Source organism: Streptomyces sp. NPDC059008 (assembly GCF_042749045.1).
Classification (GTDB): Bacteria; Actinomycetota; Actinomycetes; order Streptomycetales; family Streptomycetaceae; genus Streptomyces.
The window spans coordinates 289,826-310,261 of the sequence record NZ_JBHYJC010000001.1; the positions used below are offsets into that span (position 1 = coordinate 289,826).

The window sequence follows — 20,436 nt, forward strand, 5'->3', positions numbered from 1 at the left end:
AGGGTGGGCAGTGTGGCTCGACGAGACCGGCTGTACCCCGAGCCGACGGGTGAGGTGCGCATGAGTCTGTCACTGCGCTTCGCCGCCGGATCGCACAAGGGCATGATCCGCGAGGGCAACGAGGACTCCGGCTACGCCGGGCCGCGCCTGCTCGCCATCGCCGACGGCATGGGCGGCCAGGCCGCCGGCGAGGTCGCCTCCTCCGAGGTGATCTCCACGCTCGTCCAGCTCGACGACGACGTTCCGGGCTCGGACCTGCTGACGTCGCTCGGCAGCGCCGTACAGCGCGCCAACGACCAGCTGCGGGTGATGGTCGAGGAGGACCCCCAGCTGGAGGGCATGGGCACGACCCTGACCGCCCTGCTGTGGACCGGGCAGCGGCTCGGGCTGGTCCACGTCGGCGACTCCCGCGCGTACCTGCTGCGCGACGGTGTGCTGACCCAGATCACCCAGGACCACACCTGGGTGCAGCGGCTGGTCGACGAGGGCCGGATCACCGAGGAAGAGGCCACCACCCATCCGCAGCGGTCGCTGCTGATGCGGGCGCTGGGCAGCGGCGACCACGTCGAGCCGGATCTGTCGATCCGCGAGGTGCGGGCCGGCGACCGGTATCTGATCTGCTCGGACGGGCTGTCCGGTGTCGTCAGCCACCAGACGCTGGAAGAGACCCTCGCCAGCTACCACGGGCCGCACGAGACGGTGCAGGAGCTGATCCAGCTCGCGCTGCGCGGCGGCGGCCCCGACAACATCACCTGCATCGTCGCCGACGTCCTGGACGTGGACGGCAACGAGTCGATGGCCGGGCAGCTCAACGACACCCCGGTGATCGTGGGCGCCGTCGCGGAGAACCAGCACCAGCTGAGCGATCCCAGCACGATGCAGACGCCCGCCGCCCGGGCCGCCGAGCTCGGCCGGCCCGGAGGCCAGCCGGCCGCCCCCGGGGGCGCCTTCGGCCCGCCCGGAAGCGGTGGCCCCGAGGTCGGCGGTCCGCCGCAGGGCTCCTTCGGCGCGTTCATGGACGAGGACTTCGTCAAGCCCAAGCGGGGCAGATGGATCAAGCGGTCCCTGTTCATCGCGCTCGCCCTGGCCGTCGTCGGCGGCGGTCTGTACGCGGGCTACCGCTGGACGCAGACCCAGTACTTCGTCGGCACCAAGGACGACCACGTCGCGCTCTACCGGGGTATCAGCCAGGACCTCGCGTGGATCAAGCTCAACGACGTGGACGAGGACCACCCCGAGATCGAACTCAAGTACCTGCCGCTGTACCAGCGCAACCAGGTCAAGGAGACCATCGCGGTCGACAACCTTTCCCAGGCCGCCGCGAAGGTCACCGAGCTGAGCAAGCAGGCCAACGCCTGCCGCAGCAAGGAGCAGCGGGAGGCCGCCGAGCGCGAGGCGGCCCGCAACAAGGGCAAGGGCCAGGCGGGCACGCCCACCAAGCCCGGGACGCCCACCAAGCCGGGGACGCCGACGGCCAAGCCCGGTGCCACCGACAAGGCGGGCACGGCCGGTGCCCTCGCGGCGACCGTGACCCCGACTCCCACACCCACTCCCAGCCAGGCCCCCTCCGAGGAGCAGCTGAAGCTGGAAAAGAATTGCAGCACCCAGCAGTGAGGGCGTAGGGGGCCGGACATCTCATGAGCAGTACCACCAACACCACCACCATCGGCACCATCGGAGCCCCGAGCCGCCGCAACACCGAGCTGGCCATGCTGGTCTTCGCGGTGCTGATTCCCGTGTTCGCGTACATCAACGTCGGACTGGCGAAGGACGGTTCGGTGCCGGCCGGTGTGCTGGGCTACGGCCTGGGCCTCGGTCTGCTGGCGGGCGTCACCCACCTCGTCGTCCGCAAGTGGGCGCCGTACGCCGACCCGCTGATGCTTCCCATCGCCACCCTGCTCAACGGCCTGGGGCTGGTCTTCATCTGGCGGCTCGACCAGGAGCCCTCGCTGGGCAAGGCGATGGCGCCCAACCAGCTGATGTGGTCCACCCTCGGTGTGGCGCTGTTCCTCGGCATCCTGATCTTCCTCAAGGACCACCGCGTCCTGCAGCGCTACACCTACATCTCGATGGTGGTCGCGCTGGTGCTGCTGGTCGCGCCGATGTTCTTCCCCGGCGTGAACGGCGCGAAGATCTGGATCACGATCCCCGGCCTCGGCTCGCTGCAGCCCGGCGAGTTCGCGAAGATCATCATCGCGATCTTCTTCGCCGGCTACCTGATGGTGAAGCGGGACGCGCTGGCGCTGGCCAGCCGCCGCTTCATGGGGCTCTACCTCCCGCGCGGCCGCGACCTCGGCCCGATCCTGGTCATCTGGGCGCTGAGCCTGATGATCCTGGTCTTCGAGACCGACCTGGGTACCTCGCTGCTGTTCTTCGGCCTGTTCGTCGTGATGCTGTACGTCGCGACCGAGCGGACCAGCTGGATCGTGTTCGGCCTGCTGCTCAGCGCCGGCGGCGCGGTCGCGGTGGCGTCGTTCGAGTCGCACGTCCAGACGCGTGTGCACAACTGGCTCAACCCGCTGGAGCTGCTCAACGGCGGTGTCACCGAGACCGCCCAGGCCATGTACTCCTTCGGCTCCGGCGGCATCCTGGGCTCCGGCCTGGGGCAGGGCTACTCCCGCCTGATCCTGGGCATCGCGCCGAAGAGCGACTACATCCTCGCCACCGTCGGCGAGGAGGTCGGGCTGGCCGGGCTGATGGCCATCCTGCTGCTGTACGGCCTGCTGATCGAGCGGGGCATCCGTACCGCGCTGGCCGCCCGCGACCCGTTCGGCAAGCTGCTGTCCGTCGGCCTCTCCGGCGCGTTCGCGCTGCAGGTCTTCGTCGTCGCCGGTGGTGTGACGGGCCTGATCCCGCTGACGGGTATGACGATGCCGTTCCTGGCCCAGGGTGGCTCCTCCGTGATCGCCAACTGGGCGCTGGTGGGGATCCTGCTCCGGATCAGTGACACCGCGCGCCGCCCGGCGCCGGCCCCCGCCCCCTCCACCGACGCCGAGATGACCCAGGTGGTCCGCCCGTGAACAAGCCTCTGCGCCGGGTCGCGATCTTCTGCGGCCTGCTCGTCCTCGCCCTGCTCGTCCGCGTCAACTGGGTGCAGTTCGTCAAGGGCGACGAGCTCAAGAACGACCCGCACAACCGGCGGGTGGCCATCGAGCGCTACAGCACGCCGCGCGGCAACATCATCGTCGACGGCAAGGCGGTCACCGGCTCCACGACCACCGACAGCGGTGACTTCAAGTTCAAGCGCACGTACAAGAACGGCAAGATGTGGGCGCCGGTCACCGGTTACGCCTCGCAGGCCTTCGACGCCAACCAGCTCGAAAAGCTCAACGACGGCATCCTCACCGGCACCGACGACAGGCTCTTCTTCAGCCGCACGGTCGACATGTTCACCGGCAGCAAGCAGAAGGGCGGTGACGTCGTGACCACCCTGAACGCCAAGGCGCAGAAGGCCGCCTTCGCCGGCCTGGGCGACCAGAAGGGCGCGGTCGCCGCGATCAACCCGGAGACCGGCGCGATCCTGGCGCTGGCCAGCACCCCGTCGTACGACCCGTCCACCTTCGCGGGGATGAGCGACAAGGACGCCAAGGCCTACCTCGGGCTGCAGAAGAAGAACAACCCCGACGAGCCGATGCTCAACCGGGCGCTGCGCCAGACCTACCCGCCGGGTTCGACCTTCAAGGTCGTCACGGCCGCGGCGGCCCTGGAGAACGGCCTCTACACCGACGTCGACGCCAAGACCGAATCGCCGCTGCCCTACACGCTGCCCGACACCGCGGGCCTCCAGCTGAAGAACGAGGGCAACATCCCCTGCGAGAACGCCAGCCTTCGGGAGGCGCTGCGGGTGTCCTGCAACACGGTGTTCGGCAAGATCAGCGCGGACCTCGGCAACAAGAAGATGAAGTCCGAGGCGGAGAAGTTCGGCTTCAACAACGCGAAGATCGACACTCCGGTCCGCGCCGCGGAGAGCATCTTCCCCACGGACAACCGGCCGCAGAACGCCATGGCGGGCATCGGCCAGGCCTCCAACCGCGCCACCCCGCTGCAGATGGCCATGGTCGCCTCGGCGGTCGCCAACGGCGGCAAGCTGATGAAGCCGTACATGGTCGAGCAGCTGGTCGCGCCGAACCTCAACGTGGTCCAGCAGCACACGCCGCAGGAGATGAGCCAGCCGCTCTCGCCGGAGAACGCGCAGAAGATCCAGAGCATCATGGAGACCGTGGTCAAGGAGGGCACGGGAACCAACGCCCAGATCCCGGACGTCACAGTCGGCGGTAAGACCGGTACGGCGCAGCACGGCGAGAACAACAAGGACAACCCGTACGCCTGGTTCATCTCCTACGCGAAGACCGACAAGGGCACCCCCGTCGCGGTCGCCGTCGTCATCGAGGGATCCGACACCCTCCGCGACGACATCGCCGGTGGCAAGCTCGCCGCGCCGGTCGCGAAGCGCGTCATGGAGGCGGTACTCGAAGGCGAGAAGTGACTCGGGTCATGCCCATACCGGTCATATATCAGGTTGCGGCTCTGACCCGATCCGAAGTGGCGTGCCGGGTACGGTAGCCCGGACAGCACACCGCCGGACCACACACCGGTGCGGTCGGGACTGACGGAGAGGGCTGGAGAAGCTTATGGAAGAGCCGCGTCGCCTCGGCGGCCGGTACGAGCTGGGCTCGGTGCTCGGCCGCGGTGGCATGGCCGAGGTGTACCTCGCGCATGACACCCGTCTGGGCCGCACCGTAGCTGTGAAGACGCTGCGGGTGGATCTCGCTCGTGACCCGTCCTTCCAAGCCCGGTTCCGCCGTGAGGCCCAGTCGGCCGCCTCGCTGAACCATCCGTCGATCGTCGCGGTCTACGACACCGGCGAGGACTACGTCGACGGGGTCTCGATCCCGTACATCGTCATGGAGTACGTGGACGGCTCCACCCTGCGTGAGCTGCTGCACTCCGGGCGGAAGCTGCTGCCCGAGCGTTCGCTGGAGATGACCACCGGTGTCCTCCAGGCGCTGGAGTACTCCCACCGGGCCGGCATCGTCCACCGCGACATCAAGCCGGCCAACGTCATGCTGACGCGCACCGGCCAGGTCAAGGTCATGGACTTCGGTATCGCCCGTGCGATGGGCGATGCCGGGATGACGATGACGCAGACCGCGGCGGTCATCGGCACCGCGCAGTACCTCTCGCCCGAGCAGGCCAAGGGCGAGCAGGTCGACGCCCGCTCCGACCTGTACTCCACCGGCTGTCTGCTCTACGAGCTGCTCACGGTCCGGCCGCCGTTCATCGGCGACTCGCCGGTCGCGGTGGCCTACCAGCATGTCCGCGAGGAGCCGCAGAAGCCAAGCAACTTCGACCCCGAGATCACGCCGGAGATGGACGCCATCGTCCTGAAGGCGCTGGTCAAGGACCCGGACTACCGCTATCAGTCGGCCGACGAGATGCGCGCCGACATCGAGGCGGCGCTGGAGGGCCAGCCGGTCGCGGCGACCTCCGCCATGGGCGCGGTCGGCTACGACCAGGACCAGCCGACCACGATGCTGCGTCCGCAGGATCCGGCGGGCCAGACCTCCATGCTCCCGCCGATGAACCCGGACGACGGCGGCTACGGCTATGAGGAGCGTGGCGACCGGCGGCGCGGCGGTGGCCCGAAGAAGAGCCACACCTCGACGATCCTGCTGGTGCTCGCGGCGGTGCTCGTCCTGGTCGGTGCGATCTTCATCGGCAAGGCGATGTTCACGGGCGGCAACAAGAGCACCGAGACGACGGTGCCCAACCTCGTCGGGAAGACCCTGCCGGAGGCCAAGGACTTCGGGGTCAACGGCGGCTTCAAGGTCGCTCTGAGCGGCCGCAGGGCCTGCGACAACGTCAAGAAGGGCCAGGTCACCGAGCAGGAGCCGGCCGCGGGCGGCGACATCAGCAAGGGCGAGACGGTCAGGGTCACGCTGTGCTCGGGGGGTGTGAAGGTCACTGTTCCCGACGTGACGGGCTACACCTTCGCCAAGGCCAGCTCGATGCTCAAGAGCAAGGGCTTCGACGACGTCACGCAGGAGACGAAGGTCACCGACGAGGGCAAGCCGGGCACCGTCATCGACCAGGACCCCGATCCTCAGACCGACGCCTCCAAGAACGCGAAGATCACGCTGTTCGTCGCCCAGGCGAGCCCGAAGACGAAGGTCCCGCCGGTCGTGGGGCAGGACGCCGCCGCAGCGGAGAAGCAGCTGACCGATCTGGGCTTCACCGTCAGCAAGTCCGAGCAGGACACCCCCGACCCGAACCAGGTCGGCAAGGTGCTCACGCAGACGCCTGACGGGGGCACCGAGGTCAAGAACGGCTCCACGGTCACCCTCACGATCGGCAAGGCGCCGGCGCAGACCCCCATGCCGGACGTGCGGGGCCGGAAGCTCAAGGAAGCCAAGCAGGCGCTGCAGCAGGCCGGATTCACCAACATCCAGTTGGCTCCGGGAAGTTCACCGGACGACAACGCCCGTGTGATCACCCAGGACCCGCAGCCGCAGACGCCGTCCGACCCCAAGGCCACCACCGTGACGCTGACCACCGTCGGTGGTGGCGGTGGTGGTGACACTGGCGGTGACGACGGTGGCGGCTTCTTCGGTGGACCGTTCGGCGGCTGACAGCCGGCGTCCGTGAAGTGACAGCACAGTGGAGCCCCGGCAGCCCTTGGAGGGCGGCCGGGGCTTCGTCGTGCGTGCGGGCGAAGGTCCTGGCAGGCGCTTGCGGGCTTCTGTGGGCCCGTCAGCCCAGCTCCTTCGGCGGTGTGCGGTCCGCGTCGACCTTCTCCGTGCGGACCAGCTCGCCCCAGACGACGTAGCGGTAGGTCGAGGTGTAGACCGGGGTGCAGGTCGTCAGGGTGATGTAGCGGCCCGGCTTGCGCTTGCCGGACTCCTTGGGGACCTTGTTGAGGACGTCGACGTTGTACTTCGAGGTCTGGGGGAGCGTCGCGTAGACCTTGTAGACGTACCAGGTGTCCTTGGTCTCGAAGACGATCGGGTCGCCGTCCTTGAGCTTGTCGATGTTGTGGAACTTCGCGCCGTGACCGTCGCGGTGCGCGGCGAGGGTGAAGTTGCCTTTCTTGTCCTGAGGCAGCGCCGACTTGACCGGCTTGGTGTAGTAACCGGCCACCCCCTCGTTGAGGACGTCCTCGGCGGTGCTCTTCTTGACCAGCACCTCACCGCTGTTCATCGCCGGTACGTGCAGAAACCCGATGCCGTCCTTGGTGTCCAGCTCCCCCGGCCCCTTGGGCCCGCTGCTCGCCCAGTGCTGGCGTACCTGGTCGCCCTGCTTGTGCGCCTCGCGGTCGGCGAGGACGTTGGTCCACCACAGCGAGTAGGCGACGAAGAGGCCCATGATCAGGCCGGCTGTGATCAGCAGCTCGCCGATGACGCTGACGATGGCGGCAATGGTCCTGCGTACCCGGCGTCGCGGCTTGGGTGGCGGCGCGAACCGGTCGCTGTCCTCGTCGGTTCCGGTTGCAGTCACCGCGTAGTACCCCTTTTGTGTTCGCTCAGCCGGCGAGCGCTTCCGGTTTGCCCTTGCTCCGCGGCCGCTCGTCGACCATCTTGCCCCAGACGATCATCCGAAAGGTACTGGTGAACTCCGGCGTGCACGTCGTCAGGGTGATGTAGCGCCCCGGCCCCGTGAATCCCGAGCCGGGCGGTACCGGACCGATCACGCTGGTGTTGCTGGGAGGCGTCTGCGGGAGGATGCTCTCCATCTCGTACGTGTAGTACGAGCTCCGCGTCTCGACGATGATCTTGTCGCCCTTGGTGAGCTTGTTGATGTACCGGAACGGCTCGCCGTGCGTGTTGCGATGGGCGGCGACCGCGAAGTTGCCCTTCTTGTCCCAGGGCATCGCCGTCTTGAGCCCGCTGCTCTTGTCGTAGTGCCCGACCATGCCGTGGTCCAGCACACTGGGCTTGTCGATGCCCTCGGCGATCGGCGCCTTCACATCCAGCTTGGGGATGTACATGATTCCGAAGCGCTCGCCGGCCGCGAGATTCTTCTTCTCCCCGCCGCCCTTGTCCCACTCGTGCTGGAGGTTGTTGGCGGCGCCGCCCGCCTCCTGCTCGGCCATCACATTCGTCCACCACAGCTGGTAGGTGACGAACAGCAGCATCAGTACGCCGAGGGTGATGAACACCTCGCCCAGCGCGCGGCTGACGATCAGGCTGGGGCTGTCCTTGGCGGCACGGGCGGCCCGTCGGGCCTCCAGCCGGGAGGTGGGAGCGGGAGCCGCTTCAGAGGGCTTCGCAGCGGCCGCTGTGGCGGTGGCCGCATCACCGCGCCGGCCGCGCCTGCCGCCTCGCTTGGCGGCCTCCTGAGCGGCCTTACGCCGGGCCGCACGGCCCCCGACCGCCGGGGCGGACTCCGATGTCGATGTTTCACGTGAAACGGCCGTGTCGGTTTCACGTGAAACAGCGCCCCCGCCGCCCTTCTCGGCCTGCCGCAGCGCCATGGTCTCGTCGTCCGGCCCCTGCGCGGCGGGCGCGGGCGCGGGAGCGGAGACGGACGGGGAAGGCCTCTGGATCTGCCCGCTCTGCCCCTGCCTCGGGGCGCCGGACGCGGGGCCGAAGGGCCGCTGCGGTCCCCGTGGGGCCGGGGGCGCCGCCGAGGCCGGCCGTTGCGGCGTCTGCTGCGGCGTCTGCTGCGGCCGGAACCACGGTGAGCCCGGCAGTCCCTCCTCCGCCGGCTTGCCCCGGCGGCGCCCCCGGCCCGGTTGGTCGAGCAGACTCGGCGTGGGTGCCGGTGCGGGCGTGGGAGCGGGGGCCGGCGTGGGCGGCGGCGAAGCCCGGCCCGGGAGCGGATCGTTCAGCGGGTCGTCGAGCTGCCCCACCGCCGCCTCGAACGCATCGGGGCGCCCGTGCGGGTCCTGCGACCCGTACGGCTCCTGCGACGCGTACGGCTGTTCCTCGTACGGGTCGTAGGGTCTCCCTTCACGCTCGGGGCGCAGGGCGGTCACGCGCCGGCCTTGCCGACCACCGGGGCGAGCCCCGTCGAGCGCTCCACAGCTCCCGCATCGCCGCATTCGACGAGCCAGTTGGCCAGCATCCGGTGTCCCCACTCGGTCAGTACCGACTCGGGGTGGAACTGCACACCCTCCACCGGCAGTTCGCGGTGCCGCAGGCCCATGACGATCCGTCCGCCGGGGACGTCCTCGGCCTCCGTCCAGGAGGTGACGACCAGTTCGTCGGGGACGGTGTCGGGCTCGACGGCCAGCGAGTGGTAGCGGGTGGCGGTGAAGGGGGAGGGCAGACCGGAGAAGACGCCGACCCCCTCGTGGAGGACGGGCGAGGTCTTGCCGTGCAGCAGCTCGGGCGCGCGGTCCACCACGCCGCCGTAGGCGACCGCCATCGACTGCATGCCCAGGCACACGCCGAAGACCGGGACACCGGTGTCCGCGCAGTGCCGGACCATGTCGACGCAGACGCCGGCCTGCTCGGGGGTACCGGGACCGGGCGAGAGCAGCACCCCGTCGAAGCCGTCCTGGGCGTGCCGGGGCGCGACCTCGTCGTTGCGCAGCACCTCGCACTCGGCGCCCAGTTGGTAGAGGTACTGGACGAGGTTGAAGACGAAGCTGTCGTAGTTGTCGACGACAAGAATCCGTGCGGTCATCGGACGGCTGCCATCCCTTGGTCGACCGTGACGTCGTTGAAGGGCAGCAGCGGCTCCGCCCACGGAAAGACGTACTGGAAGAGCACGAAGACGATCGCCAGCACGAGCACCAGGGAAATCAGCGCCTTGACCCATGTGTTGCCCGGCAGATGCCGCCAGATCCAGCCGTACATGCTGTCGCTGTCCCCTTGCCGATGCCGATGACGATGTCGATTGCGACACCAGAGTAAAGGGCGAGGGCGGGCGCAGGGGGGTCAGCTCGTCAAAGCCGACGGCCTTCCCTGTGCCACGGGTTGGGTGGAGTCGAGGTGTGCCCAGGCGATCAGCCGGTGGCTGTGGCCCCATTCCGGCTCGCAGGTGGTCAGTGTGAGGTAGCGCCCGGGACCGTTGAATCCGGACTTGCGCGGTACGGGGTCGATCACGCCGATGTCGCCGGGCAGCGTGGTGTAGGGCCGGTTGTCGATGCGGTAGGTGAACCAGGTCGTGCCGTCGGTCAGCACCACGGCGTCGCCGGGCCGCAGCCGCGGGAAGTCCTTGAAGGGGTCGCCGTAGGTGCGGCGGTGGCCGGCGACGGAGAAGTTGCCGACCTCTCCGAGGCGGGCGGTGCGGGCGTAGTGGCCGAGGCCCCGTTTGAGGACGTCGGTTCCGGTGCCTTCCAGTACGGGCTTGGCCCAGTCCGCGCCGAGGCGCGGGACGTACATCACGGCGAAGGAGCCGCCCGGCACATAGCGGCGGGGCCGCGGAGCCGGGGTGGTCTCGCCGGCGGCGGGGTCGGGGCGGGGCGTGGTGGCCGGCCCCGACGACCACTGGTGCTGGAGCTTGCCGATCTCGCCGTCCATGGCGCTGTCGGCCCGTACGCCGGTCCAGAAGAGCAGGTAGACCACGAAGAGGACGATCAGCGCGCCGACGGTGACACAGATCTCGCTGAGCGTCCGCACGATCCACCGCAGCGTCATCGGCCCCGCCCCTCCCCGCCGCCCCGCGGCGCGCGGGCTACGGCTTCACAGGCTGTGCGTAGTGGAGATCCACTGTGCCGGAGTAGCCGGGAAGAGTCATCGCCTCGTGCTGGTCGACTTTCCAGCCCAGTCCGTAGGCGTTGACGTACTGCAGATAGTTCTGGATGGCGGGGGAGGCGGTCAGTGCGTTGTTGAGCGCTTCGCGGTCCCCGACGGCGGTGACCTTGTACGGCGGGGAGTAGACCCGGCCCTGGAGGATCAGGGTGTTGCCGACGCAGCGCACCGCGCTGGTGGAGATCAGCCGCTGGTCCATGACCTTGATGCCCTTGGCGCCGCCCTGCCACAGGGCGTTCACCACGGCCTGCAGGTCCTGCTGGTGGATGACCAGGTCGTTGGGCTGCGGCTCGGGAACGCCGGGGATCTTGGCGGTGGCGTTCGGCGGAGCGTCGGTGAGGGTGACGGTCACGCCCTGGCCGGACAGCCGCTTGGTGCCGGCGCTCTTCTCCAGCGCCTTGAGCTTGGCGTCCTCGGCCTTGGAGCTGCCGTTGTCGCGCTGGGCGAGGGCGTCGACCTCCTCGCGCAGGGTGGCGTTGCGGTCGTCCTGGGCGCCGTTTTTGTGGCTGCGTTCCTGGATGAGGTCGGACAGCCGCAGCATGGAGTCGTCCGAGCGTAGATTGGTGCCACGCGCGGTGTCGAAGCTCAGCCAGAAGAGCAGCCCGGCGAGCGCGAAGACGACCAGGGTGAGCAGCCGTACGGGCCGCAGACGCAGGCGGACGGGGCGGCCGGAGGAGTCAGCGGAATTACTCAACGTACCCTTACTCCTTACGACGCCGCGGAAGCACTACGCTAACGGACGCCCGGGAAAGGAATCCGCTCCCCATCGCGTCCACAGCCCGGCGCACACCTCGTACCTCCCCCGCGCGGACAGGTCAGCCGCTCGGGCGACGTCGAGAGTGGGGGAGCAGCACATCGACAGGAGAGTTCCTCGTGCCGAAGTCACGGATCCGCAAGAAGGACGACTTCACGCCGCCGCCGGCGAAGACCACCAACCTGAAGATGGCCTCGGGCCGTGGCTGGGTGGCGCCGCTGATGCTGGCGATGTTCCTGATCGGGCTCGTGTGGATCGTGCTGTTCTATGTGTCGGAGGGCGATCTGCCGATCGCCGCCATGGGCAACTGGAACATCGTCTGCGGTTTCGGCTTCATCGCGGTGGGCTTCGGCGTATCCACACAGTGGAAGTAGCGCAAGCCCTGCCCAAGGCCATCCACACAGTTATCCACAGTCGGGGAAAACTTCAGAAGATCTGTGGATAACCCTCTGGAGGTTGACGCCGGTGTGATCGGCGGCACCCGCCCCTGACCTCCGCCTCCCCCCGTCCTTGCTGGGGAAACGCAGGTCAGGGCGGCTTGGAACACCAGTTCCGCACGGCATGCACAAGATCGGCCACGTACTGTGGACAACTTGACGGGACGGGCCCCTCAGCCCACCAGCTGAAGGGTCCGTACCCACACCACCGCGCCGATCGCGAGCAGCGCCACCGCACACGTCGCGAGATGGACCGCGTTGCGGCGGTCGCGCGGCGCGTGCACCATCCCGAACGCCACCGCGGCGCCCACCACCAGGCCGCCGACATGCGCCTGCCAGGCGATGTGCGGCCACAGGAACGTGAAGGCCAGGTTGAGGGCGAGCAGGATCAGCACCGGCTTCATGTCGTAGCGCATCCGCCGCATCAGCACCGCGGTCGCGCCCAGCAGCCCGAAGATCGCGCCGGACGCGCCCAGCGAGGGCTGGTTCTGCGCCGCGAGGAGGTACGACAGGGCGCTGCCGCCCAGACCGGCGAGCAGGTACAGCACGGTGAACCGCAGCCGCCCGAGCGCCGCCTCCAGCGGCGGCCCCAGCCACCACAGCGAGAGCATGTTGAAGGCCATGTGCGGGATCTGCTGATGCAGGAACATCGCGGTCAGCAGGCGGTACCACTCGCCCTCGGCGACGCCGACGAGCTGGTACCGGCTCGGGTCGAAGGCGAGCCCCAGCAGGTCGAGCCGGCCCACCAGCTCGTCGCCGGTCGCCAGCACGGCGAGGAAGACGGCGGCGTTGATGCCCAGCAGGATCTTGGTGACCAGCCGCGGATCGGCCGCGATGGTGCCGCCGGCGATCGTGCGCGGTGCGGTCGCCCCCGGGGCGTGGCCGGTCCCGCTGCCGCCGCGTACACAGTCCGGGCACTGGAAGCCGACCGAGGCGCTGACCATGCAGTCCGGGCAGATCGGCCGGTCGCAGCGGGTGCAGCGGATGCCGGTCGGGCGATCCGGGTGGCGGTAGCAGCCCGGCAGGCCGTCGTCGCCCCGTGCGTTCTGCGGCTCCTGTGGGCTGCCTGGCACCTGGTCCATCGGTCCCCTCGTCCTCTTGCTGTGTGCGGGGCGCGGCACACGCCCCGGAGGCGTCAAACACACCGCCCCGCCCGGAGTACGACCGGGCGGGGCGCAATGGTTCCCCCGGACCTGGCCGGGGCACAAGACGCGGCTCAGCGGGTCTCGATGACCACGGACTCGATGACCACGTCGTTGACCGGGCGGTCGGTGCGCGGGTTGGTCTGGGTGCCGGCGATCGCGTCGACGACCTTCTTGCCCGCCTCGGTGCTGACCTCACCGAAGATGGTGTGCTTGCCGGTCAGCCACGCGGTCGGCGAGACGGTGATGAAGAACTGCGAGCCGTTGGTGCCCGGGCCGGCGTTGGCCATGGCCAGCAGGTACGGCTTGTTGAAGGCGAGGTCGGGGTGGAACTCGTCCTTGAACTCGTAGCCGGGGCCGCCGGTGCCGTTGCCCAGCGGGTCGCCGCCCTGGATCATGAAGCCGCTGATCACGCGGTGGAAGACGGTGCCGTCGTAGAGCCGGTCCGTGGACTTCTTGCCGGTCGCCGGGTGGGTCCACTCCCGCTCGCCGTTGGCGAGCTCGACGAAGTTCTTGACCGTCGTGGGTGCGTGGTTCGGCAGGAGCCGGATCTCGATGTCGCCCTGGTTCGTCTTCAGGGTGGCGTAAAGCTGCTCAGCCACGATCAACCTTCCATAAGTCTTCTCTGACGGTTCCCGATCCTCGCATGGACCGGCCCAAGGGGCGCACGACCACCACCTCTTCCCTGCTTTCGCACTGATTTCGGGCGCCGGGCCGGCGCACCGCGCGAGCGTCGTCGCCGACGGCCGCAAAAGGGCCGCGCATGACCCGGATGGCCGCTCACACATGCCGTACGGGCGCCGAGCGGGCATGATCTCCAAACGGGTGGACAGGCGACACAGCAGACATGGGGACCAGACCCCCCAGCCCCCGGAGACGCCACCGAGGAGGAGGATCCCGTGACCCGCAAGCACAGCGTGCGCGCCGCGACCAGCACGGCCAAGGACAGCGTGCGGCACGCCGCGGAGGCGGTGGCACCGTATGCCGGTACGGCCAAGGACGCCGCCGTGCACTACGCGCACGAGGCCCGTACGCGCGTCGGCCCGAAGGTGGCCGAGGCCGCCCACCAGGCCCGCTCGCAGTACGACACCCATCTGCATCCGCGCATCGAGCACGCACGCGGCACGCTGCCGCCCAAGGTGGACGCCGCGGCGACCCGGGCGGCCCGCCGGACCCGCAAGGCGGCACGGCACGCGGCCGAGTACACCGCGCCACGGCTGGAGCACGCCGTGACCAGCGCGCGGACCGCGGCCGAGCCGGTCCGCGAGGAGGCCCTCGCCCGCGGCAGCGCCGCGCTCGCCGCGCTCCGCGGCCAGGTGACGGCCGCCGAGATCACCAAGCTGCAGAAGAAGCACAGCCGCCGCGCGAAGTGCGGCAGGGTCACCAAGCGCCTCGCTGTGTTCGGCGCCCTGGTCGGCGGTGCGATCGCCGCCTGGAAGTGGTGGGACAAGCAGGCCAACCCGGACTGGCTGGTCGAACCGCCGGCCCCCACCGAGGTGGGCGAGCGCGGGCGGCTGAGCGCGGTCGACGGCAGCGAGGGCGCACCGCTCGACCCCGAGGTGCAGTCCAAGCAGGACGAGGCGGAGGCCGACGAACGCCGCGGCGGAGGCAACACGGCCTGACCCCGGGCGGCCGGAAATCACCGGGCCGTGCCCAGCGCCGTAGGAGGGCGGTGGGCACGGCCCGTTCGCGTACCGCCGCACCGGCCCCGCCAGGGGGTGGGTGACAGCCCGTCAGCACAGCCCGTCCGGAATGCAAAAAGCCCCTCTGACCAGCGGTGACGCCGATCGGAAGGGCTTTGGGAGTGGAGCCTAGGGGAGTCGAACCCCTGACATCTGCCATGCAAAGACAGCGCTCTACCAACTGAGCTAAGGCCCCTTCGCGCACCAGGGTACCCGGTGTCCGGCCGCTTTCCCGACCGGGTATCGCCGCACACCGTCGCTCTCCGTAGGATGCTTCGCGAGATTCGCGGCAGCGAAGCGACCGGGGAGACAGGGGACACGGCATGGACGCAGCACAGCAGGAAGCCACCGCGCGGGCCCGGGAGCTCCAGCGCAGTTGGTACGGGGAGCCTCTGGGTGCGCTGTTCCGCCGTCTCATCGACGACCTCGGTCTCAACCAGGCCCGGCTGGCCTCGGTACTCGGCCTGTCCGCGCCGATGCTCTCCCAGCTGATGAGCGGGCAGCGCGCGAAGATAGGCAACCCGGCTGTGGTGCAGCGGGTCCAGGCACTGCAGGAACTGGCCGGTCAGGTCGCGGACGGCAGCGTCAGCGCCGCCGAGGCCACCGACCGCATGGAGGAGATCAAGAAGACGGCGGGCGGCTCGGTGCTGAACAACACCGCGCAGCAGACCTCGTCGACGGGGGCGACCACGGTGCGGCGCGTGGTGCGTGAGATCCAGTCGCTGTTGCGATCGGTCTCCGACGCCGGGGACATCATCGATGCGGCGAACACCCTCGCCCCCACTCACCCCGAACTGGCAGAGTTTCTCCGGGTCTACGGTGCCGGTCGTACCGCGGACGCGGTCGCCCACTACGAGGCGCACCAGAACTAGGCCCACAGCCACAGGGGACGTCGTGAGTTCAGAAGCGGACGGGGCGCAATGGGTGAGATCTTCGCCGGTCGGTACGAGCTGATCGATCCGATCGGGCGGGGCGGGGTGGGCGCGGTCTGGCGCGCCTGGGACCACCGGCGCCGCCGCTATGTCGCGGCCAAGGTGCTGCAGCAGAGTGACGCGCACACGCTGCTGCGGTTCGTCCGCGAACAGGCGCTGCGGATCGATCATCCGCATGTACTGGCCCCGGCGAGCTGGGCCGCGAACGACGACAAGGTGCTGTTCACCATGGACCTGGTGAACGGCGGCTCGCTGGCGCATCTGATCGGCGACTACGGGCCGCTGCCGCCGCGGTTCGTGTGCACGCTCCTGGACCAGCTGCTGGCCGGGCTCACCGCGGTGCACGCCGAGGGCGTGGTGCACCGCGACATCAAGCCGGCGAACATCCTGCTGGAGTCCACCGGCACCGGTCGGCCGCATCTGCGGCTGTCGGACTTCGGCATCGCGATGCGCAAGGGCGAGCCGCGCCTCACCGAGACCAACTATGTGGTGGGCACGCCCGGTTACTTCGCGCCGGAGCAGATGCTGGGTGCCGAACCGGACTTCCCGGCGGACCTGTTCGCGGTCGGTCTGGTCGCGGTGTATCTGCTCACCGGCACCAAGCCGGACGCCGAGGCCCTGGTCGGGCACTTCGCGCAGCACGGCATCCCCAGCGCGCCCGAGGGCGTGCCGGAGCCGCTGTGGCAGGTCCTGGCGTCCTTGGTGCACCCGAACCCGGACTCGCGGTTCAAGACGGCCACGGGCGCGCGCAAGGCGGTCCTGGCGGCGGTCGAGATGCTGCCGGAGAGCACGATCGAGGACGAGGTCGTCGAGGTCTTCGACCACATAGGACCGCTGCCGGCCGGGTTCGGACCGGACGGGCCCCTGGCTGCCGGGGATCCTTCCGGGGCGCCGACGTCCGGCGCCGCGCTGGGCGGCGGTGCCACCGGGCACGCCTCCATGTCGGACACCGGCAGCTTCCAGCTCGCGCCGCCGGAGCCGAGCACCCCGCCGACGCCGACACCGACTTCCACCCCGCCTCCCGTGCCGATGCCGGCGCCGACTCCTCCCCCGCTGCCCGCGTACGAGCCCACGGCCGCCGTCCGCCCGGACTACCCCGCGACCCGCCCCTACACGGCCGGGCCGCACCCTGTCCCCGCACCGTCTCCGCTCGGCACGACCGTCTCCACCCCGGCCGCGGCGCCGCCCGCGCCGTACAGGAAACCGGGACCGCCACCGAAGGTCGCGATCCCGGTGCTGATCGTCGCGCTGCTGTGCATCGCGGTCGGGGTCTGGGCGCTGGTCTCCGCCTGACGCACCGCTGCGGGGCGGCGGCCCGGCGCCCCGCTACCAGCCCTGCGGCGGCCCGGACTGCTGGGTGTGCCGGGCCTGTTGGGCGGACTGCGTCGGCTGGTGCGGCAGCACGGGCTGTGCCCCCGGTCCGCCGGCAGCACCCGGGGCCGCGGCCGCCGACCGGCGGGCCAGCAGCGTCCACGCCCCCAGCCCCACCAGCAGCACCACACCCGTGCCGATCCCGACGTAGGCCACCGTCAGCAGCGTGCCGCTCTTTGCCGCCTCCTGCGCGGTCTGGCCGTTCTGCGCCGTCTCCTGGTCCTCGGGCGTCACGGAGAACACGCTGGTCGGCTCGGCGTAGCCGGGCCCGGCCTTGGCGGCGCCGCGGACGTCCACCCGGAGGGTGAGCGGGGTGCCCTTGGGGAAGTACTGCGCGGCATCGGGGTGCAGGCTGACCTCGAGGTAGTACCAGCCGGCGAACCGCATCGCGCTGATCTCGCGGGACGCGTTGAAGCGGTTGCCGTAGTCGACGGGCGCGGTGAACTCCTTGGCCCCGGCCGGCTTGCCGGTGAACGAAGCGAAGGTGCCGTCGCCGACCGCGCCGCGCGCCGGGTTGTAGACGGCCAGCCTGAGCGCCCTGGCGAGGAAGCCCGAGGAGGTGCCGGCGGAGGCGTTCGGCAGCTCCGCGCTCAGGTTGAGCCGCTGCCCCCAGTCCACCGGTACGCGGTAGAAGCGGGTCTCGCCCGGCCTGATCCGGTCCCGCCAGACGCCGGTGGCCACCGAGCCCGCATCGTTGAAGCCGGTGCCTCCCTTGGCGCTGCGCTTGGTGGGGTCCGTACGGAACGGCGGCGCGGCGGTGCTCCAGGTTCCCTGGCCCGGCTGGGCGGGGGTGTTGCCCTTGAGCGGGGGCTCTTCGAGGTAGTCCAGCTCGACCGGCCAGGTCTCGGGTCCAGAGGTCGCCGATCCCTTGCGGGTGACCACCAGGTAGTACGGGCCCGCCTTCTGGCAGCCCGCACGGTCGGCGCCGATGCGGCGGGTGGCGTAGTCGGCGACCGGATAGACCATGCCACCGCCGTTGAAGGACGGGCTGGCTTCGCTGTCGCAGGTGGCGCCGCTGCTGTCCTGGACGTTGAGGGTCAGCTTGTCGCCGTAGTCCTCGACCTTGGTACCGGGCTTGGGTGCGGCGGTCACCGAGAAGTACGCGCTGTGCTTGGCGTCGAGCGTGACGGCGTAGTACTTCTGCTCGCCGCGCTTGATGGCGTCGGTGTGCAGCCCGGGCTTGAGCTGCGGTGCGTCCGTGGCGCTGGCGGTTCCCGTGACGGTCGTGGCGCCGTCCGCCGTCCGGTAGCCCGGGACCTCGTCGGCCGAGGCCACCCCCACCGTTCCCGGCAGGACCGTCACCGCTGCGAGCGCCGCCAGCACGGCGACCACTCTGTTGCGGTGTTTCACGTGAAACACCGTCCGAGTCGTCATGCGCCCCGTCACCACGAGCCACCCCTCATCGGATCCGAATTCCCCTCTGCGGCCGCCGGCTTCCTGCGCGCCCGTACGTAGGCCAGCGCGAGACCGGCCAGCAGCAGCACGCCCACTCCACCGACGGCGAGAGCCACCACACGTCCGGTGGACCATCCTCCACCGCCGCCGTCCCCGCCGTCCGCCGAGCGCCCGGATTCGCCCGGGGAGGTGTCGACCTTGGCCGCGGAGGCACCGGCTTCGGGACCGGACTTCTCCTTGCCCAGCACGGCGACCCGCAGCACCACACCGATCCGCGGATTCTCCGCGATCTGGGAGGCCTTGGCGCCCAGCGTCACCGCCAGATAGAAGTCGCCCTTGTGGTGCACGGGAATCACATTGGGGTGCGTCTCGTAGCGGTTGGTCCAGGAGACCGGGACCGTTCCCATGCTGAGCGCCGCCAGCCGCCCGTCGTAGGACGCATGCCGGCTGAACTGGCCGGCACCGCTGCCGACCGGCGCGCGGAACGGCGTATAGACCTGGGTGGCTCCGTAGGAGATATGGGAGCTGTACCCCCTGACCGTCGGCTCGTTGCCGAACTCCACGTCGTAGCGGAGTTGCTGGCCCCAGCCGACCGGGACCTTGTACCAAAGGGTCTGCGCCGGCAGGATCTTGTCCCGCCAGACACCCGGGTGCAGCGTCCGGGCGTCGTTGAAGCCGGTGCCGCCGGTGACGTCCTTGGATGCACCGGTCGGCAGGGTGGCGTCCTTGTCGCCCGCGCCGTACTCCGGCTCGGACTGGGCGGGGGTGACCCCCTTCGCCAGCGGTTGTTCCACGTGAAACGTCAGCTCCATCGGCCAGCGCGCGGCGTCCGAACCCTTGGCGGCCTTGCGCTCGACGACCAGCCAGTAGCGGCCCGCCTTGTCGCAGGTGCTGGTACCACCCTGCGAGGGGACCCGGCTCACACCCGAGGTCAGCGGCGTGGCGCCCTCGGTCTGCCCGAACATCTCACTGGTGGAGTCGCAGGAGCTGTCGGTGCCGTAGGCGATCCGGGTGCGCAGTGTGTCGAGGGAGTCGACAGCCGCGCCGGGCTGCGGCACCACGGTCGCCGAGAAGTCGGCGGTCGAGACGGCGTCCAGATCGGTGGCGTAGTAGCGCTCTTCGTTGGGCCCGATGGAGTCCAGATACTGCCCGGGACCGATGTCGGGCGCGCCGCTCCTGGTCGCCGTGCCGCGGACCGGCTTCCCCTTGAACCGGTACCCGTCCGCGGAAAGTTGGCCCGCCCGCTGGAGCTGGCGGGCGAGTGACCTGGCGTCAGGCGCGTCGTAGTACTGGCCGTTGCCGGCCTTGGCGATGCACTCCAGCTGGCTGCGGGCCTTGCCGGCGACCTGGAAGCCGATGGCGTCGATGTGCAGATCGACGCCGGATGCGGCGAGTTGGGCGGCGACCTTGCACGGCGGCGGGGTCTGGCAGTTGTCCTCGCCGTCGGAGATCAGCAGGATCGTGCGCTTGCCGATCGAGCCGCCGGCGGGCCGTGGGAGGTCCTGGGCCGCCTTGCGCAGGGAGAGCCCGATGGGGGTGTCGCCCTTGGGTTCGAGGCCCGCGACGGCCTTCTTGATGCCCGCGCGGTCGAGGGCCGCGACCGGCTGGGCGAGCCGGGTGTCGTCGCAGCCCTTGGGCTTGTCGGCGCCGTAGACCCGCAGGCCGGTCGGATAGCCGTCGGGCAGTGCGTCGACGACCGTGCCGACGGCCTTGCGGGCGGAGGCGATCCGGGTGCTGCCGGAGCCGTCGTCGTCGGCCATCGAGCCCGACGAGTCGAGCACCATCACCATGCCGGTGCCTTCGGCGGGCGGTGCCTTGATGGGTGTGGCCGCGATGGCCTGAAACGGTGCGGCGGTCAGGGCCAGCAACAGCCCGCCGAGCAACGCCACCGCCCCCCTGCATGGTCGTAGTGCCATGTCTTGATCCCCCTTGTGTCCTGCTGGTCACATCACAGACAGAAGCTTTGCTAATGCAAGCTAATGGTGTGCTATAGCAAACTCAAGAGGATCACCGTCACGGTACCGCA

18 protein-coding genes and 1 tRNA gene are annotated in these 20,436 nt (G+C 69.9%); 8 read left to right on the plus strand and 11 right to left on the minus strand.

Annotated features, from left to right (window positions below):
* Positions 1-60 precede the first annotated feature (60 nt).
* From ACFWZH_RS01325 to pknB, 4 genes are all read left to right on the plus strand, one after another.
* Positions 61-1,614, plus strand: a complete 1,554-nt coding sequence (locus ACFWZH_RS01325; RefSeq protein WP_384424206.1) for a PP2C family protein-serine/threonine phosphatase — start codon at positions 61-63, stop codon at positions 1,612-1,614.
* A 23-nt stretch (positions 1,615-1,637) separates the two neighbouring features.
* A complete protein-coding gene (locus tag ACFWZH_RS01330; RefSeq protein WP_384424207.1) occupies positions 1,638-3,020 on the plus strand; it encodes an FtsW/RodA/SpoVE family cell cycle protein in 1,383 nt (460 codons plus the stop codon).
* Positions 3,017-4,486, plus strand: a complete 1,470-nt coding sequence (locus tag ACFWZH_RS01335; protein ID WP_384424208.1) for a peptidoglycan D,D-transpeptidase FtsI family protein — start codon at positions 3,017-3,019, stop codon at positions 4,484-4,486. The genes ACFWZH_RS01330 and ACFWZH_RS01335 overlap by 4 nt, the downstream gene beginning before the upstream one ends.
* Positions 4,487-4,631: 145 nt before the next feature.
* On the plus strand, positions 4,632-6,629 hold the full coding sequence (pknB, locus tag ACFWZH_RS01340) for a Stk1 family PASTA domain-containing Ser/Thr kinase (RefSeq protein WP_384424209.1): 1,998 nt from the start codon (positions 4,632-4,634) through the stop codon (positions 6,627-6,629).
* Positions 6,630-6,750: 121 nt separating this feature from the next.
* Here pknB and ACFWZH_RS01345 read toward each other — a convergent pair whose 3' ends face one another.
* The 6 genes from ACFWZH_RS01345 to ACFWZH_RS01370 all read right to left on the minus strand — a co-directional run bounded on the left by ACFWZH_RS01345 (position 6,751) and on the right by ACFWZH_RS01370 (position 11,391).
* Positions 6,751-7,494, minus strand: a complete 744-nt coding sequence (locus ACFWZH_RS01345; RefSeq protein ID WP_384424210.1) for a class E sortase — start codon at positions 7,492-7,494, stop codon at positions 6,751-6,753.
* Positions 7,495-7,519: 25 nt separating this feature from the next.
* Entirely contained in the window at positions 7,520-8,974 is a 1,455-nt protein-coding gene (locus ACFWZH_RS01350; RefSeq protein ID WP_384424211.1) for a class E sortase, read from the minus strand.
* Positions 8,971-9,627: an aminodeoxychorismate/anthranilate synthase component II gene (locus tag ACFWZH_RS01355; RefSeq protein ID WP_384424212.1), complete on the minus strand. Its 657-nt coding sequence runs from the start codon at positions 9,625-9,627 to the stop codon at positions 8,971-8,973. The genes ACFWZH_RS01350 and ACFWZH_RS01355 overlap by 4 nt, the downstream gene beginning before the upstream one ends.
* On the minus strand, positions 9,624-9,800 hold the full coding sequence (locus ACFWZH_RS01360; RefSeq protein WP_384424213.1) for a hypothetical protein: 177 nt from the start codon (positions 9,798-9,800) through the stop codon (positions 9,624-9,626). The genes ACFWZH_RS01355 and ACFWZH_RS01360 overlap by 4 nt, the downstream gene beginning before the upstream one ends.
* Positions 9,801-9,881: 81 nt before the next feature.
* A complete protein-coding gene (locus ACFWZH_RS01365) occupies positions 9,882-10,583 on the minus strand; it encodes a class E sortase (RefSeq protein ID WP_384424214.1) in 702 nt (233 codons plus the stop codon).
* A gap of 37 nt (positions 10,584-10,620) precedes the next feature.
* Complete coding sequence (locus ACFWZH_RS01370) at positions 10,621-11,391, minus strand: DUF881 domain-containing protein (protein WP_384424215.1); 771 nt, start codon at positions 11,389-11,391, stop codon at positions 10,621-10,623.
* A gap of 179 nt (positions 11,392-11,570) precedes the next feature.
* Between ACFWZH_RS01370 and crgA the strand changes: the two genes are divergently transcribed.
* Positions 11,571-11,825, plus strand: coding sequence for a cell division protein CrgA (gene crgA / locus ACFWZH_RS01375; RefSeq protein WP_384424216.1), 255 nt, complete (start codon positions 11,571-11,573; stop codon positions 11,823-11,825).
* A gap of 236 nt (positions 11,826-12,061) precedes the next feature.
* Here the strand turns inward: crgA and ACFWZH_RS01380 are convergent, their stop codons facing one another.
* Both ACFWZH_RS01380 and ACFWZH_RS01385 read right to left on the minus strand, forming a co-directional pair.
* Positions 12,062-12,970, minus strand: coding sequence for a rhomboid family intramembrane serine protease (locus tag ACFWZH_RS01380; RefSeq protein WP_384424217.1), 909 nt, complete (start codon positions 12,968-12,970; stop codon positions 12,062-12,064).
* 134 nt (positions 12,971-13,104) lie between these two features.
* Entirely contained in the window at positions 13,105-13,632 is a 528-nt protein-coding gene (locus tag ACFWZH_RS01385; RefSeq protein WP_384424218.1) for a peptidylprolyl isomerase, read from the minus strand.
* 297 nt (positions 13,633-13,929) lie between these two features.
* On the opposite strand from ACFWZH_RS01385, the gene ACFWZH_RS01390 reads away from it, so the two are divergent.
* A complete protein-coding gene (locus ACFWZH_RS01390; protein ID WP_384424219.1) occupies positions 13,930-14,652 on the plus strand; it encodes a DUF5324 family protein in 723 nt (240 codons plus the stop codon).
* Positions 14,653-14,835: 183 nt separating this feature from the next.
* On the opposite strand, the gene ACFWZH_RS01395 is transcribed toward ACFWZH_RS01390, so the two are convergent.
* Positions 14,836-14,908 (minus strand) — tRNA-Ala (locus tag ACFWZH_RS01395).
* 127 nt (positions 14,909-15,035) lie between these two features.
* Between ACFWZH_RS01395 and ACFWZH_RS01400 the strand changes: the two genes are divergently transcribed.
* Both ACFWZH_RS01400 and ACFWZH_RS01405 read left to right on the plus strand, forming a co-directional pair.
* On the plus strand, positions 15,036-15,584 hold the full coding sequence (locus tag ACFWZH_RS01400) for a helix-turn-helix domain-containing protein (protein WP_384424220.1): 549 nt from the start codon (positions 15,036-15,038) through the stop codon (positions 15,582-15,584).
* 48 nt (positions 15,585-15,632) lie between these two features.
* The gene (locus ACFWZH_RS01405; protein WP_384424221.1) at positions 15,633-16,937 is read left to right on the plus strand and encodes a serine/threonine-protein kinase; all 1,305 of its coding nucleotides are present in this window, start codon (positions 15,633-15,635) and stop codon (positions 16,935-16,937) included.
* 33 nt (positions 16,938-16,970) lie between these two features.
* Here ACFWZH_RS01405 and ACFWZH_RS01410 read toward each other — a convergent pair whose 3' ends face one another.
* Both ACFWZH_RS01410 and ACFWZH_RS01415 read right to left on the minus strand, forming a co-directional pair.
* Entirely contained in the window at positions 16,971-18,365 is a 1,395-nt protein-coding gene (locus tag ACFWZH_RS01410) for a hypothetical protein (protein WP_384424222.1), read from the minus strand.
* A gap of 32 nt (positions 18,366-18,397) precedes the next feature.
* Entirely contained in the window at positions 18,398-20,326 is a 1,929-nt protein-coding gene (locus tag ACFWZH_RS01415) for a VWA domain-containing protein (protein WP_384424223.1), read from the minus strand.
* Between the last annotated feature and the right edge of the window lie 110 nt (positions 20,327-20,436).

Excerpts from the sequence above, each read along its gene's own strand:
- ACFWZH_RS01325 (WP_384424206.1), top strand. The coding sequence starts at position 61 with ATGAGTCTGTCACTGCGCTTCGCCGCCGGATCGCACAAGGGCATGATC.
- ACFWZH_RS01330 (WP_384424207.1), top strand. The coding sequence starts at position 1,638 with ATGAGCAGTACCACCAACACCACCACCATCGGCACCATCGGAGCCCCG.
- pknB (WP_384424209.1), top strand. The coding sequence starts at position 4,632 with ATGGAAGAGCCGCGTCGCCTCGGCGGCCGGTACGAGCTGGGCTCGGTG.
- ACFWZH_RS01355 (WP_384424212.1), bottom strand. The coding sequence starts at position 9,627 with ATGACCGCACGGATTCTTGTCGTCGACAACTACGACAGCTTCGTCTTC.
- ACFWZH_RS01360 (WP_384424213.1), bottom strand. The coding sequence starts at position 9,800 with ATGTACGGCTGGATCTGGCGGCATCTGCCGGGCAACACATGGGTCAAG.
- ACFWZH_RS01365 (WP_384424214.1), bottom strand. The coding sequence starts at position 10,583 with ATGACGCTGCGGTGGATCGTGCGGACGCTCAGCGAGATCTGTGTCACC.
- ACFWZH_RS01380 (WP_384424217.1), bottom strand. The coding sequence starts at position 12,970 with ATGGACCAGGTGCCAGGCAGCCCACAGGAGCCGCAGAACGCACGGGGC.
- ACFWZH_RS01400 (WP_384424220.1), top strand. The coding sequence starts at position 15,036 with ATGGACGCAGCACAGCAGGAAGCCACCGCGCGGGCCCGGGAGCTCCAG.
- ACFWZH_RS01405 (WP_384424221.1), top strand. The coding sequence starts at position 15,633 with ATGGGTGAGATCTTCGCCGGTCGGTACGAGCTGATCGATCCGATCGGG.
- ACFWZH_RS01415 (WP_384424223.1), bottom strand. The coding sequence starts at position 20,326 with ATGGCACTACGACCATGCAGGGGGGCGGTGGCGTTGCTCGGCGGGCTG.